At 62.6% G+C, this 15,128-nt stretch carries 14 protein-coding genes; all 14 read left to right on the top strand.

Features of this window, described 5'->3' with window-relative positions:
- Positions 1-2 precede the first annotated feature (2 nt).
- A complete protein-coding gene (gene nuoH, locus RPF88_RS04635; protein ID WP_013531097.1) occupies positions 3-1,046 on the top strand; it encodes an NADH-quinone oxidoreductase subunit NuoH in 1,044 nt (347 codons plus the stop codon).
- Positions 1,046-1,537: an NADH-quinone oxidoreductase subunit NuoI gene (gene nuoI / locus RPF88_RS04640; protein ID WP_013531098.1), complete on the top strand. Its 492-nt coding sequence runs from the start codon at positions 1,046-1,048 to the stop codon at positions 1,535-1,537. Before nuoH ends, nuoI begins: the two co-directional genes overlap by 1 nt.
- 122 nt (positions 1,538-1,659) lie before the next feature.
- A complete protein-coding gene (locus RPF88_RS04645; protein ID WP_013531099.1) occupies positions 1,660-2,280 on the top strand; it encodes an NADH-quinone oxidoreductase subunit J in 621 nt (206 codons plus the stop codon).
- 1 nt (position 2,281) lies between these two features.
- Positions 2,282-2,590, top strand: coding sequence for an NADH-quinone oxidoreductase subunit NuoK (gene nuoK, locus RPF88_RS04650; protein WP_010910101.1), 309 nt, complete (start codon positions 2,282-2,284; stop codon positions 2,588-2,590).
- 10 nt (positions 2,591-2,600) lie between these two features.
- On the top strand, positions 2,601-4,574 hold the full coding sequence (gene nuoL / locus RPF88_RS04655; protein ID WP_337121786.1) for an NADH-quinone oxidoreductase subunit L: 1,974 nt from the start codon (positions 2,601-2,603) through the stop codon (positions 4,572-4,574).
- On the top strand, positions 4,574-6,079 hold the full coding sequence (locus RPF88_RS04660; RefSeq protein ID WP_024501357.1) for an NADH-quinone oxidoreductase subunit M: 1,506 nt from the start codon (positions 4,574-4,576) through the stop codon (positions 6,077-6,079). The genes nuoL and RPF88_RS04660 overlap by 1 nt, the downstream gene beginning before the upstream one ends.
- An 18-nt stretch (positions 6,080-6,097) precedes the next feature.
- On the top strand, positions 6,098-7,534 hold the full coding sequence (gene nuoN, locus RPF88_RS04665) for an NADH-quinone oxidoreductase subunit NuoN (protein ID WP_013531102.1): 1,437 nt from the start codon (positions 6,098-6,100) through the stop codon (positions 7,532-7,534).
- Between the two features lie 5 nt (positions 7,535-7,539).
- A complete protein-coding gene (locus RPF88_RS04670; RefSeq protein ID WP_024501356.1) occupies positions 7,540-8,361 on the top strand; it encodes a biotin--[acetyl-CoA-carboxylase] ligase in 822 nt (273 codons plus the stop codon).
- 117 nt (positions 8,362-8,478) lie between these two features.
- Positions 8,479-10,149, top strand: a complete 1,671-nt coding sequence (locus tag RPF88_RS04675) for a ribonuclease J (protein WP_013531104.1) — start codon at positions 8,479-8,481, stop codon at positions 10,147-10,149.
- 110 nt (positions 10,150-10,259) lie between these two features.
- A complete protein-coding gene (mce, locus tag RPF88_RS04680) occupies positions 10,260-10,664 on the top strand; it encodes a methylmalonyl-CoA epimerase (protein ID WP_027160545.1) in 405 nt (134 codons plus the stop codon).
- Complete coding sequence (locus RPF88_RS04685; RefSeq protein ID WP_013531106.1) at positions 10,661-10,945, top strand: DUF1467 family protein; 285 nt, start codon at positions 10,661-10,663, stop codon at positions 10,943-10,945. Before mce ends, RPF88_RS04685 begins: the two co-directional genes overlap by 4 nt.
- A gap of 633 nt (positions 10,946-11,578) precedes the next feature.
- Positions 11,579-12,907, top strand: a complete 1,329-nt coding sequence (gene proS, locus RPF88_RS04690) for a proline--tRNA ligase (protein ID WP_013531107.1) — start codon at positions 11,579-11,581, stop codon at positions 12,905-12,907.
- A complete protein-coding gene (locus RPF88_RS04695) occupies positions 12,904-14,190 on the top strand; it encodes a lipoprotein-releasing ABC transporter permease subunit (protein ID WP_013531108.1) in 1,287 nt (428 codons plus the stop codon). Before proS ends, RPF88_RS04695 begins: the two co-directional genes overlap by 4 nt.
- Complete coding sequence (locus RPF88_RS04700; RefSeq protein WP_027160544.1) at positions 14,187-14,870, top strand: ABC transporter ATP-binding protein; 684 nt, start codon at positions 14,187-14,189, stop codon at positions 14,868-14,870. Before RPF88_RS04695 ends, RPF88_RS04700 begins: the two co-directional genes overlap by 4 nt.
- Positions 14,871-15,128: the final 258 nt, after the last annotated feature.

The raw sequence follows: 15,128 nt of genomic DNA on the forward strand, positions 1-15,128 counted from the left end.
GCATGGACACTTTCTTCTCCTTCTACGTGCTGCCGGCGCTGCTGATCCTGTTGAAGTCAGTCGTGCTGATCGTCGTTCTTTTGATCTTCGTCGCCTACATCCTCTACGCCGACCGCAAGATCTGGGCGGCGGTGCAATTGCGCCGTGGCCCGAACGTCGTCGGCCCCTGGGGCACGCTGCAGGCTTTCGCCGATCTGTTGAAGTTCGTCTTCAAGGAGCCGGTCATCCCGTCCGGCGCCAACAAGGGCGTGTTTCTTTTGGCGCCGCTGGTGTCGGCCGTGCTGGCGATCTCGGCCTGGGCGGTCATCCCGGTCAGCCACGGCTGGGCAATCGCCAACGTCAATGTCGGCATCCTCTATGTCTTCGCCATCTCCTCGCTCGAGGTCTACGGCGTGATCATGGGCGGCTGGGCGTCGAACTCGAAATATCCGTTCCTCGGCGCGCTGCGCTCGGCCGCGCAGATGGTGTCCTACGAAGTTTCGATCGGCTTCGTCATCGTCACCGTTCTGCTCACCGCCGGCTCGCTCAACCTCACCGATATCGTGCTGTCCCAGCATGATGGAATTGGTACGCGGCTTGGCCTGCCCAACACCTTCCTCGACTGGAACTGGCTGGCGCTGTTCCCGATGTTCATCATCTTCTTCATCTCGGCGCTGGCCGAGACGAACCGCCCGCCTTTCGATCTGGTGGAAGCCGAATCGGAACTGGTCGCCGGCCACATGGTCGAATATTCGTCGACGCCGTTCCTTTTGTTCTTCCTCGGCGAGTATGTCGCCATCGTGCTGATGTGCGCGCTGGCCACCATCCTGTTCCTCGGCGGCTGGCTGCCTCCGTTCGACTTCGCGCCGTTCACCTGGGTGCCGGGCGTCATCTGGTTCGTGCTGAAAGTCTGCTTCGTGTTCTTCGGCATCTCCATGGTGAAGGCCTTCGTGCCGCGCTACCGCTACGACCAATTGATGCGGCTTGGCTGGAAAGTGTTCCTGCCGATCTCGCTGTTCATGGTGGTCGCCACCGCGGCCTTCCTCAAGATCACGGGGTTTGCGTGATGTCCGCTCTTTCCCAAGCCGCCAAATCGCTGCTGCTGCAGGATTTCGTCAGCGCCTTCTTCCTGTCGATGCGCCAGTTCTTCGCGCCGAAGGAGACGATCAACTATCCGCACGAGAAGGGGCCAACCAGCCCGCGCTTCCGCGGCGAGCATGCGTTGCGCCGTTACCCGAACGGCGAGGAACGCTGCATCGCCTGCAAATTGTGCGAGGCGATCTGCCCGGCGCAGGCCATCACCATCGAGGCCGGCCCGCGCCGCAATGACGGCACCCGCCGCACGGTGCGTTACGACATCGACATGGTGAAGTGCATCTATTGCGGCTTCTGCCAGGAAGCCTGCCCGGTCGACGCCATTGTCGAGGGGCCGAATTTCGAGTTCGCGACGGAGACGCGCGAGGAACTCTACTACGACAAGGACAGGCTGTTGGCGAATGGCGACCGGTGGGAGCGCGAGCTGGCGCGCAACATCTCGCTGGACTCGCCCTACCGCTGATATTTGACGCATGGACGGGGCGAGGGGCCTCGTCTAAGGACACAACGAAACTTGCAGCCTGAGGCGGCAAACATCGAAACAGGACGGTTGTCCTGTTTGTACAGGAACCCGGGGGATCCCCAATGTTGAGTGGACTAGAGGCGGCCTTTTTCTACCTCTTCGCCTTTGTCGCGGTGGCATCGGCGTTCATGGTCATTTCGTCGCGCAACCCCGTGCATTCGGTGCTGTTCCTGATCCTGACCTTCTTCAACGCCGCCGGCCTGTTCATGCTGACCGGCGCCGAGTTCCTGGCGATGATCCTGCTCGTCGTCTATGTCGGCGCGGTGATGGTTCTGTTCCTGTTCGTCGTCATGATGCTCGACGTCGATTTCGCCGAACTGAAGAGCGGCGCCCTGCAATATGCGCCGATCGGCGCGCTGGTCGGGCTGATCCTGGCGGCGGAGCTGATCGTGGTTCTCGGCGGCTACACCTTCGCGCCGCAGCTCGCTTCGACGGTCTCCAAGCCCATTCCGGATCTTGCCACGCGGACCAATACCGCCGCGCTCGGCGACATCCTCTATACGGACTACCTCTACTACTTCCAGATTTCGGGCCTCGTGCTGCTGGTCGCCATGATCGGCGCCATCGTGCTGACGCTGCGCCACAAGCCAGGCGTCAAGCGGCAGTCGATCGCAGCCCAGGTCGGCCGCACACCGGCGACCGGCATGGAAATCCGCAAGGTCAAGACAGGCGAGGGACTCTGAAATGGTTGTCGGCATCGCACATTATCTGACCGTATCGGCTGTTCTGTTCACGCTCGGCGTGTTCGGCATCTTCCTGAACCGCAAGAACGTCATCGTCATCCTGATGTCGGTCGAGCTGATCCTGCTGGCGGTCAACATCAACTTCGTCGCCTTTTCGGCAGCACTCGGCGATCTGGTCGGCCAGGTGTTCGCGCTGTTCGTGCTGACGGTCGCGGCGGCCGAAGCCGCCATCGGACTTGCCATTCTCGTCGTCTTCTTCCGCAACCGCGGCTCGATCGCGGTCGAAGACGTGAACATGATGAAGGGTTGACGGAACCACCATGTATCAGGCCATCGTCTTCCTTCCCCTGCTCGGCTTCCTGATCGTCGGCCTGTTCGGCACGTCGCTCGGCGCCAAGGCGTCCGAATACATCACCTCGGGTTTCCTGGTGATCGCGGCCGTGCTGTCGTGGGTCGCGTTCTTCACCGTCGGTTTCGGCCATGGCGAGGTGTTCACCGTGCCCGTGCTGCGCTGGATACAGTCGGGTGGGCTGGAAGCGTCCTGGGCGCTGCGGATCGACACGCTGACGGTGGTCATGCTGGTGGTGGTCAACACCGTGTCGGCGCTGGTCCACATCTATTCGATCGGCTACATGCACCACGATCCGAACCGGCCGCGCTTCTTCGCCTATCTGTCGCTGTTCACCTTCGCCATGCTGATGCTGGTGACGGCGGACAACCTCGTGCAGATGTTTTTCGGCTGGGAAGGGGTGGGGCTGGCGTCCTATCTGCTGATCGGCTTCTGGTACAAGAAGCCGTCGGCCAATGCCGCGGCAATCAAGGCCTTTGTCGTCAACCGCGTCGGCGATTTCGGCTTCGCACTCGGCATCTTCGGCGTGTTCGTGCTGTTCGGCTCGGTCAATCTCGGCACTATTTTCGCCAATGCGGCGACGTTCATCCCGGCCGAAGGTGCACCGCAGGGTGCCGCGGTGCTGACTTTCCTTGGCCATGCGCTGGACAAGCAGGCGGCCATGACGATCGTCTGCCTGCTCCTGTTCATGGGCGCCATGGGCAAGTCGGCGCAAGTGCCGCTGCACACCTGGCTGCCGGACGCCATGGAAGGCCCGACGCCGGTTTCGGCCCTGATCCATGCCGCCACCATGGTGACGGCGGGCGTGTTCATGCTGGCGCGGTTGTCGCCGCTGTTCGAACTGTCGCATTCGGCGCTGACGGTCGTGACCTTCATCGGTGCCTTCACGGCCTTCTTCGCGGCCACCGTCGGTCTCGTCCAGAACGACATCAAGCGCGTCATCGCCTATTCGACCTGCTCGCAGCTCGGCTACATGTTCGTGGCGCTCGGCGTCGGCGCCTATGGCGCGGCGATCTTCCACCTGTTCACGCATGCCTTCTTCAAGGCGCTGCTGTTCCTCGGCTCGGGCTCGGTCATCCACGCCGTGTCCGACGAGCAGGACATGCGCAATATGGGCGGCCTCAGGAAACTGATCCCGACCACCTACTGGATGATGGTGATCGGCACGCTGGCGCTGACCGGCGTCGGCATTCCGGTGACGGTCATCGGCACCGCCGGCTTCTTTTCCAAGGACGCCATCATCGAGAGCGCCTTTGCCGGCCACAATTTGGTTGCCGGCATGGCCTTCGTGCTTTTGGTCATCGCCGCCTGCTTCACCTCCTTCTACTCCTGGCGGCTGATCTTCATGACCTTCCACGGCAAGCCGCGGGCGAGCCATGAGGTGATGCACCATGTCCATGAATCGCCGCCGGTGATGCTGGTGCCGCTGTTCATCCTGGCCGCGGGCGCGCTGTTTGCCGGCGTCATCTTCCACAACGTCTTCATCGGCGAGGGCTATGCCGAGTTCTGGAAGGCATCGCTGTTCACATTGCCTGACAATCACATCCTGCACGACATCCACGAATTGCCGCTGTGGGTCGAACTGTCGCCCTTTATCGCCATGCTGATCGGCTTCGCGCTGGCCTGGAAATTCTACATCCGCTCGCCGGAAATGCCGGTCAACCTGGCCGCGCAGCATCGCGGGCTCTACGCCTTCCTGCTCAACAAGTGGTATTTCGACGAGCTCTACGACTTCCTGTTCGTGCGGCCCGCCAAGCGCCTCGGCCACTTCCTGTGGAAGACCGGCGACGGCACCGTCATCGACGGCCTCGGCCCCGACGGTATTTCGGCGCGCGTCGTCGATGTCACCAACCGCGTCGTCAAGCTGCAGACCGGCTATCTCTACCACTACGCCTTCGCCATGCTGATCGGCGTTGCCGCACTCGTCACCTGGATGATGCTCTGATGACCGCCTGGCCAATCCTCTCGCTGGTCACCTTCCTGCCGCTGGTTGGTGTGCTGCTTATCCTGTTCATCAATGACGACAGCGAAAATGCACGCCGCAACATCCGCGCCATCGCGCTGTTGACGACGACTTTCACGTTCATCATCTCGCTGTTCATCTGGACCGGATTCGACAATTCGCAGTCCGGCTTCCAGTTCGTCGAGAAGGTCGCCTGGCTCGATTCCGGCATTTCCTACCATATGGGCGTCGACGGCATCTCGATGCTGTTCGTCATCCTGACGACCTTCCTGATGCCGCTCTGCATCCTGGCCTCGTGGGAATCGATCGAGAAGCGCGTCAAGGCCTACATGATTGCCTTCCTGCTGCTCGAAACGCTGATGATCGGCGTGTTCTGCGCGCTGGACATCGTGCTGTTCTACGTCTTCTTCGAAGCCGGCCTGATCCCGATGTTCATCATCATCGGCGTCTGGGGCGGCAAGCGGCGCGTCTACGCCTCGTTCAAGTTCTTCCTCTACACGCTCGCCGGTTCGGTGCTGATGCTGCTCGCCATCATGGCGATGTTCTTCCAGTCCGGCACAACCGACATCCCGACGCTGCTGACCCACAATTTCCCGGCCAACATGCAGACCTGGCTATGGCTTGCCTTCTTCGCCTCCTTCGCGGTGAAGATGCCGATGTGGCCGGTGCACACCTGGCTGCCCGACGCGCACGTCGAGGCGCCGACGGCGGGCTCCGTCATCCTGGCCGGCATCCTGTTGAAAATGGGCGGGTACGGCTTCCTGCGCTTCTCCTTGCCGATGTTCCCGCTGGCGTCGGAAATGTTCGCGCCGCTGGTCTTCGCGCTGTCCGTCGTCGCCATCATCTACACCTCGCTGGTGGCGCTGATGCAGGAGGACATGAAGAAGCTGATCGCCTATTCGTCGGTTGCCCATATGGGCTTCGTCACCATGGGCATCTTTGCCATGAACCAGGAAGGCGTGCAGGGCGCGATCTTCCAGATGCTCAGCCACGGCCTCGTCTCCGGCGCGCTGTTCCTGTGTGTCGGCGTCATCTACGACCGCATGCACACACGTGAGATCGCGGCCTATGGCGGGCTGGTCAACAACATGCCGAAATACGCCACGGTGTTCCTGATCTTCACCATGGCCAATGTCGGCCTGCCCGGTACCAGCGGCTTCGTCGGCGAGTTCCTGACCATGCTCGGCGTTTTCCGGGTCAACACATGGGTGGCGTTCTTCGCCGCCACCGGCGTCATCCTGTCGGCCGCCTACGCGCTCTGGCTCTACCGCCGGGTGATCTTCGGCGCACTGACCAAGGAGAGCCTTAAGGGCCTGCTCGACCTGTCGCCGCGCGAGAAGGTGATCATCTACCCGCTGGTCGTGCTGGTCATCTTCTTCGGCGTCTATCCCGCCCCGGTCTTCGACGCGACGGCCCAATCGGTCAAGTCGCTCGTCACCAATGTCACTGCATCCATCGGCGCCGCGCAGACCGCGGCGGCGAACTGACCAGAGGTTTTGCGAACCATGACGCCGGACCTTCTCTCCAGCCTGTCGCTCTCGACGCCAGAGCTGATCCTTGCCGTCGGAGCGCTGGCGCTGCTGATGGTCGGAGCCTATTCGCGCGCCAACACGGCCAACACGGTAACCGGCCTCGCGGTTGCCGTGCTGGCGATCGCGGGCGCCTGGCTGATCTTCCGAACCGGGCAGGGCAGCGCTTATGGCAATGCCTTCATCCAGGATTCCTTCGGCCGCTTCATGAAGGTGCTGGCACTGGTCGGCTCGGCGGTGACGCTGGTGATGTCGATGCGCTTCGCCAAGGCTGAACGCTTCGACAAGTTCGAATATCCGGTGCTGATCCTGCTGTGCACGCTCGGCATGATGCTGATGATCTCGGCCAACAGCATGATCGGCCTCTATCTCGGCCTCGAGCTGCAGTCGCTGGCGATCTATGTGCTGTGCGCGATCAACCGCGACAATCTGCGCTCGACCGAAGCGGGCCTCAAATATTTCGTTCTCGGTGCGCTGTCATCGGGCATGCTGCTCTATGGCATCAGCCTGGTCTACGGCTACACCGGCAACACCGGCTTCCAGGAAATCGCCACGGCACTCGGCAGCGGCGAGCGCCAGCTTGGCCTCGTTTTCGGCCTCGTCTTCGTGCTGGCCGGCCTTGCCTTCAAGATTTCCGCGGTGCCGTTCCACATGTGGACGCCTGACGTCTATGAGGGCGCGCCGACTCCGGTGACGGCCTTCCTGGCGGCGGCGCCGAAAATGGCGGCGATGGCACTGATCGTGCGCGTCACCATGGGCGCGTTCAAGCCGATCGCCGCCGACTGGCAGCAGATCATCGTCTTCATCTCGATCGCCTCGATGGCACTCGGCTCCTTCGCCGCAATCGGGCAGACCAACATCAAGCGCCTGATGGCCTATTCCTCGATTGGCCATATGGGTTACGCGCTGGTCGGCCTTGCCGCCAACAGCCAGGCCGGCGTGCGCGGCGTTGCCATCTACATGCTGATCTATCTGGTGATGACGCTCGGCACCTTCGCCTTCATCCTCGCCATGCGGCGCAAGGAAGGCAATGTCGAGCAGATCAGCGACCTGGCCGGCCTGTCGTCGACCAATCCGGTCATGGCGACGATCCTGACCATCCTGATGTTCTCACTCGCCGGCATTCCACCGCTCGCCGGCTTCTGGGGGAAATGGTACGTCTTCCTCGCCGCCATCAACGCCAATCTCTACGCGCTGGCGATCATCGGCGTGCTGGCCTCGGTGGTGGGCGCCTATTACTATTTGCGCATCATCAAGATCATGTGGTTCGACGAACCGGTCGGCGGCTTCGTGCCGATGGCGACGGAATTGCGTGTCGTGCTCGGCGTCTCCGGCGCCTTCGTGCTGTTCTACGTGTTGATCGGTGGGCCGATCGGCACCTATGCCGAAGCCGCCGCCAAGACGTTTTTCTAGACGGCATGGCATTTCGGCTGGCTCCAACCTCGGCGTCGGAAGGGTTCCGGCTCGAGGCGCATGAGAGCGTCGGCTCCACCAATGCGCTGGCACTGGACCACGCAAGGGCAGGCGACTCCGGCAAATTGTGGGTCGTTTCCAAGAAGCAGGAAAGCGGGCGTGGCCGGCGCGGCCGCGTCTGGGCGACCCCGGAAGGCAATCTGGCGGCGACGCTGCTCGTCATCACCAAGGCAGAGCTTCGCCTTGCCGCGACATTGGGCTTCGTCGCAGGACTGGCACTGGCCGATGCACTCGATGCCGTGGTGCCGAAGGGCCGGATCGCCATTGGCCTCGACGGTGGCAGCGAAGGAAAAAACCGTTTCGAGCTGAAATGGCCGAACGACGTGCTTGCCTCCGGCGCCAAGCTGGCCGGCATCCTGCTGGAATCGGCAATCCTCGAGGGCGGCCGTTTCGGAGTGGCGGTCGGCATCGGCGTCAATGTGGTGGCATACCCTGAGGATTTGCCGTATCCCGCAACTTCCTTGCGCGCGCTGGGCGCGGCATGCGATGCGGAAACACTGTTCCTGGCGCTGTCGGATGCCTGGAGCGAGAATGCCCGATTGTGGGATGAGGGGCGCGGACTTGCCGCCGTCAGGCGACGGTGGCTTGATCGTGCCGCGGGGCTCGGCGGCGAGGTTGCCGTCAGAATTGACGGTAATGTGGTGCGCGGGGTGTTTGAGACCATTGACGAGGACTGCCGTTTCGTGATCCGCGACGATGAAGGTTCGGTTCGGACGATCGCCGCCGGCGATGTGCATTTCGGCGCGGTCGCTTCGGCCAGGGCATAGGGCCGTTCATGAACGGTTCTAACTGTTTGTTTTTGCGCAACTCCGGTGGGAAAACCGTTACACACTTTTCCCGGAATTGCTTTTGAGCTTGGCCTGAGGGCCAGGAAGGGAAAAATCATGGCGAAAGCGGAAAACGCCGAACTCGTCTTCGTGCCGCTCGGCGGCGTCGGCGAGATCGGCATGAACTTCGCTCTTTACGGCTACGGGCCGCCCAGCGCGCGCGAATGGATCGTCATCGATGTCGGAGTGACCTTCCCCGATGCCAGCCTGCCGGGCGTCGACCTGGTGCTGCCCGACACACGCTTCATCGAGGAGAACCTCGCCAATCTGCGCGGCATCATCATCACGCATGCGCATGAAGACCATTACGGCGCGCTGCTCGACACATGGCCGAAGCTGAAGGCGCCGGTCTGGATGACGCCGTTCAGCGCCGGCCTGCTGGAAGCCAAGCGGCAAGGCGAGCAGGGCGCACCGAAAATACCGGTCACGATCTACCGGGCGGGCGAGAAATTCACCGTCGGCCCCTTCGAGATCGAAGCCATTCCGGTCGCGCACTCGATTCCCGAGCCGATGTCGCTGGCGATCACCTCGCCGGCAGGCACCGTCATCCATACCGGTGACTGGAAGATCGATCCGGAGCCGACGATCGGGCCGAAGACCGACGAGGCGCGTTTCCGCGCCTATGGCGACAAGGGCGTTCTGGCGCTGATCTGCGATTCGACCAATGCGCTGCGCGAAGGCGAGTCGCCTTCGGAAGTGGCTGTGGGCGAGGGCCTCAAGGGCGTCATCCAGGCTGCCAAGGGCCGTGTCGCCGTCACCACGTTCTCCTCCAATGTCGGACGCATCGTCTCGATCGCCAAAGCGGCGCGCGATGCCGGACGCCAGTGCCTGGTGCTTGGCCGTTCGCTGAAGCGGGTCATCGATGTGGCCGGCGAACTCGGCTACATGGACGGTCTGCCGGAGTTCATCGCCGAGGAGGATTTTGGTTTCATCCCGCGCGAAAACCTGGTCATCATCTGCACGGGTAGCCAGGGCGAGCCGCTGGCCGCACTGGCCAAGCTGTCGCGCGAAGAGATGAAGTCGGTGTCGCTGACGGCAGGCGACACGGTGGTGTTTTCCTCGCGTACGATTCCCGGCAACGAGAAGGCGATCCTCGAGATCAAGAACCGTCTCATCGACCTCGGCGTCAAGATCATCGAGGATGGCGATGCGCTGGTGCATGTCTCCGGCCATCCGCGGCGCAGCGAATTGCGCAAGATGTATGAATGGGTGCGCCCGCAGATCGGCGTTCCCGTGCATGGCGAGGCGGCACATCTGGTGGCGCAGGGCTCGCTGATGTCGACATCGGGCATCGGCCAGGTGGCGCAGGTGCGCGACGGCGACATGCTCAGGCTTGCTCCCGGTCCAGCCACCATCATGGATCAGGTGCCGTTCGGCCGTATCTACAAGGATGGCAGACTGATCGGCACCGATCAGGCAATGGGCATCCGCGACCGGCGCAAATTGTCCTTTGCCGGCCACGTGGCGGTCAATGTCGTGTTGGACGACAAATATGAGCTTGCCGGCGACCCCGATTTGGTCGCCATCGGCGTCGCCGAGGCCGATGGCCGTGGCGAGTCGCTGGAAGATCTGATGATCGATGCGGCAATCGGCGCGGTGGACTCGATCCCCCGTCAGCGCCGAAAAGACCTCGACCTGGTGCAGGAAGCAGTGCGGCGCGCCGTGCGCGGCGCCGCCAACGAAGCCTGGGGCAAGAAGCCGCTGGTGACGGTGTTCGTTACTCGCTGAGGGGAGTGGGGCAGTAAGGGAGTAGGGCAGTAGGGATTTCGATACGAGGCAGGTCAGCTTTTCCCCTATTGCCATACTGCCCTATTGCCTTACTGCCCTGGGGAAAACCTATGCTCGGACGTCTGAACCATGTCGCGCTTGCCGTGCCGGATTTGGCTGCTGCCGTAGCGGCCTACCGCAACACGCTCGGCGCGGAGGTGACGGCGCCGCAGGCGCTGCCGGAGCACGGGGTGACGGTGGTGTTCGTCAATGTCGGCAACACCAAGGTCGAACTTCTGGAGCCTTTGGGCGAGGGATCGCCGATCGCCGCCTTCCTGGAGAAGAATCCCTCCGGCGGCATGCATCACCTTTGCTATGAGGTCGACGACATCCTGGTCGCGCGCGATCAGCTCAAGGCCGCCGGCGCCCGCGTGCTGGGCGACGGCAATCCGAAGATCGGCGCGCACGGCAAGCCGGTGCTGTTCCTGCATCCGAAGGATTTCTTCGGCACGCTGATCGAACTGGAGCAATCATGAGCTGGGTTTCGTTCACCGCCCTGTTTTTCGCGACCTGGTGGGTGGTGCTGTTCGCCGTGCTGCCGTTCAGCGTGAGGACGCAGGACGACGATCACGACGTGACGCTCGGCACGGTTCCGAGCGCGCCGCGTGGGCCTCACATGCTGCGCGCCGTGATCCGCACCACCATCGCCACCGCGATCCTGATGGGCATTTTCTATGGCCTGACGCATGGGCTGGGATACAGCCTCAACGACATCCCGCACATCGTGCCGGAATTCAGCCAGACGCCGGCTAAATAGACTGTCCAGCGACGGCGTTTTCATATGTCGGAACCGGGCGGGTTTCGGCGGGGAATGTCGTGCCGTTTTGCGGCCTGACGAGCGCTGACGCTGGGTAAGGTGGTTTGGCAATGCGTTGCGCTAAGCAGATGATTGCACAAAAAAAATGCAAGGCACGAGGCCTTGCAATTTAAACGCGTCCGATCTGTTTCCGGTTTCCGGCGGCAGCGAGTAACCGCGCCTAGATCGCATCCTCCCAAGACTTTGACCGCGTAGGAGAGCAGATTTTTTTCTGCCCTCTCGGTTATCGAGGTACATTAGCCTAAGGCGAATGAAAATGTCACGAAGAATTTTGCCTTGAAACGGGCATTCTCGTGCTGCACTGCACAATAGTGTGGCAGGCGTTGCTTGGCGAACGATCACCAAGACGCGCACAATGACCGGGAGGCCTTGCAGCGCCATGGGTCTTCTGGACGGGCGAACGGCGGTGCGACGCTTCTGATCCCGGCTACCCATGTTTTTTGGAAATCGATTCCGCTTTTCGGGCCGAAGCGTCCGGGTTCCCATTCCGCCTTGAAATGGCTATGAAGCCGGGTCAAGCAAGCCAAAGTCGCGCCGATTCTGACGCGGCCCTCCTCACTCACGGACCTGCCCATGCGTTTGTCGCGCTATTTCCTGCCGATCCTCAAAGAAAATCCGCGCGAGGCCGAGATCGTCTCGCACCGGCTGATGCTGCGCGCCGGCATGATCCGCCAGCAGGGGCAGGGCAGTTTCTCGTGGCTGCCGCTCGGCAAGCGGGTGCTGGACAAGGTATGCCGCATCATCCGCGAGGAGCAGGATCGCGCCGGTGCGCTGGAAATTCTGATGCCGACCATCCAGTCGGCCGATCTGTGGCGCGAAAGCGGCCGCTATGACGACTACGGCAAGGAGATGCTGCGCATCAAGGACCGGCAGGACCGCGACATGCTCTACGGCCCGACCAATGAGGAAGTGGTCACCGAGATCGTCCGCGCCTATGTGAAGTCCTACAAGGACCTGCCGCTCAATCTCTACCACATCCAGTGGAAGTTCCGCGACGAAGTGCGGCCGCGCTTCGGCGTCATGCGGTCGCGCGAGTTCCTGATGAAGGACGCCTATTCCTTCGATCTCGACTTCGAAGGCGCCAGGGCGGCCTACAACAGGATGTTCGTGTCCTATCTCCGGACTTTTACGCGCATGGGGCTGCAGGCAATACCGATGCGGGCCGACACCGGGCCGATCGGCGGCGATCTCAGCCATGAATTCATCATCCTGGCCGACACCGGCGAGAGCCAGGTCTACTGCCACCGCGACTATCTTGCGCTCGATGTGCCCGGTGCCAACACCGATTTTGCCAACGACGCCGAGATCGCCGACATCGTCAAAACATGGACGACGCCCTACGCCGCCACCGACGAGATGCATGACGAGGCGGCGTGGGAGAAGATCGGCGAGAGCGACAAGGTTTCGGCGCGCGGCATCGAGGTCGGCCACATCTTCCATTTCGGCGACAAATATTCCAAGCCCATGGGCGCCAAGGTGACCGGACCCGACGGCAAGGATCATTTCGTCTCCGGCGGCTCCTACGGCATCGGTCCGTCGCGGCTGGTCGCGGCGATCATCGAAGCCAGCCATGACGACAACGGCATCATCTGGCCGGAGGCGGTGGCGCCGTTCGACATCGGGCTGATCAACATGAAGGCGGGCGACGCCGAGTGCGACGGCGTCTGCGACGAACTGCATGCCGCTTTCGTCGCCGCCGGCAAGGACGTGCTCTACGACGACACCGACCAGCGGCCCGGCGGCAAGTTCGCCACCGCCGACCTGATAGGCCTTCCCTGGCAAGTGATCGTCGGACCGCGCGGTGTCGCCGCCGGCGAGATCGAGATCAAGAACCGCAAGACCGGCGAGCGCGAGACGCTGCCGATCGCGGATGCGAAGAAGCGCTTCGGTGTCGCCGCATGAGCGAGGCGGTGGCGGCAAGATCGGTCGGCGCCGGACCCTTTTCCATCTTCGAGCGCATGGTCGCCTGGCGCTATCTGCGCTCGCGGCGCAAGGAGACGGTGATCTCGGTGATCGCCTCGATCTCGTTCCTCGGCATCATGCTGGGCGTCGCCACGCTGATCGTGGTCATGGCGGTGATGAACGGTTTCAGGGCGGAGCTTTTGACGCGCATCCTCGGCGTCAACGGTCACCTGATCGTGCAGCCGCTCGATTCGCCGCTGGAGGACTATGCGCAGGTCGCCAGCCGCATCAACGGTGTAGCAGGCGTTAAATACGCCATCCCGCTGATCGATGGCCAGGTGCTTGCGCAAGGCAATGTCGGCGGCGGAACCGGAGCGCTGGTTCGCGGCATACGCGGCGAGGATCTGAGCAAGATCGCCATCGTTGCCAGCAACATCAAGCAGGGCTCGATCGCCGATTTCGACTCTGGCGAGGGCGTTGCCATCGGCAAGCGCATGGCTGAGAATCTCGGCCTGACGCTTGGCGATACCATCACCTTGATTTCGCCCGACGGCGACGTGACGCCGATCGGCACCACGCCGCGCATGAAGGGCTACAAGATCGCGGCGATCTTCGAAGTCGGCATGTCCGAATATGACACGTCCATCGTCTACATGCCGTTTTCCGAAGCGCAGCTTTATTTCAACATGGACGGGCGGGCGCAAACGATCGAGATCTATGTCGACAATCCAGACGATGTCGATGCGCTGAAACCGAAAGTGGAGGCGGCGGCGCAGCGGCCGATCGACATGGTCGATTGGCGCCAGCGCAACGAGACCTTCTTCTCCGCGCTGCAGGTCGAACGCAACGTCATGTTCATGATCCTGACGCTGATCGTGCTGGTGGCGGCGCTGAACATCATCTCCGGCCTGATCATGCTGGTGAAGGACAAGGGCCACGACATCGCCATCCTGCGCACTATGGGGGCGTCGCGCGGCGCCATCCTGCGCATCTTCCTGATGACGGGTGCGGCGATCGGCGTGACCGGCACGCTTGCCGGTGTGCTGCTCGGCGTACTGATCTGCACCAACATCGAATCGATCCGCCAGTTCTTCTCGTGGATGACCGGTAAGGTGCTGTTCAATCCTGAACTCTATTTCCTCAGCCAGTTGCCGGCGAAGATGGATCCGCGCGAGACGACCTATGTCGTCCTGATGGCGCTCGGCCTGTCCTTCCTGGCAACGGTGTTTCCGGCATGGCGCGCCGCGCGTCTCGATCCGGTCGAAGCCTTGAGGTACGAATAGTGGCCGAGGTCATTATCGAGCTGAAGAGCGTCGAGCGGCACTACGTCCAGGGACCGCGAAAGCTCACCATTCTCAATGGTGCGGACTTCTCGCTGAAGCGCGGCGAGATGGTGGCGCTGGTGGCGCCGTCTGGCACCGGCAAGTCGACGCTGCTGCACACCGCCGGCCTGCTGGAGCGTCCCGACGCCGGCGACGTCATCCTGGCCGGCCGCGCCTGCGGGCGGCTGTCCGACGACGAGCGCACGGCGATCCGCCGCAACGATGTCGGCTTCGTCTACCAGTTCCATCATCTGCTGCCGGAATTCTCGGCGCTGGAAAACATAATGATGCCGCAGCTCATCAAGGGGCTCAGCCGCAAGGACGCGGCCGAGCGCGCGGCGCAGCTGCTCGATTACATGCAGATCGGCAAACGCGCGGCGCACCGGCCGTCCGAGCTCTCCGGCGGCGAACAGCAGCGCGTCGCCATTGCGCGTGCGGTCGCCAATGCGCCGCTGGTACTGCTGGCGGACGAGCCGACCGGCAATCTCGACCCGGTCACCGCGTCCTATGTGTTCGAGGCGCTGGCGGCGCTGGTCAAACAATCGGGCCTCGCGGCGCTGATCGCCACCCACAATCACGAGCTGGCATCGCGCATGGACCGGCGCGTCACGTTGGCCGACGGTAAAGTGGTGCCGCTCTAGGGCACCGCGATACTGGGGGGAGGCCGGCCTGCGAAAGGCGGCTTCCTGCGCTTCCCGTTCTACCCCGTCGCGGTAGAACGGTGCTCACGTACCCAAAAGTACGCTCCGCTCCGGTTCTCGAAATCCACCATTCTCGGCTCGACCTGACCCCAGTCTCGTCGTGCCCTGGTCGGCGCCGGGCAACCGTCGTTCGCCCGTCAACCTTTTCTTAACCCTGCCGATTTGATCGCCCGGAAATTCGGACACGGCCGGATTGTG

Source organism: Mesorhizobium sp. ISC11 (genome assembly GCF_037162595.1).
Taxonomy (GTDB): domain Bacteria; phylum Pseudomonadota; class Alphaproteobacteria; order Rhizobiales; family Rhizobiaceae; genus Mesorhizobium; species Mesorhizobium ciceri.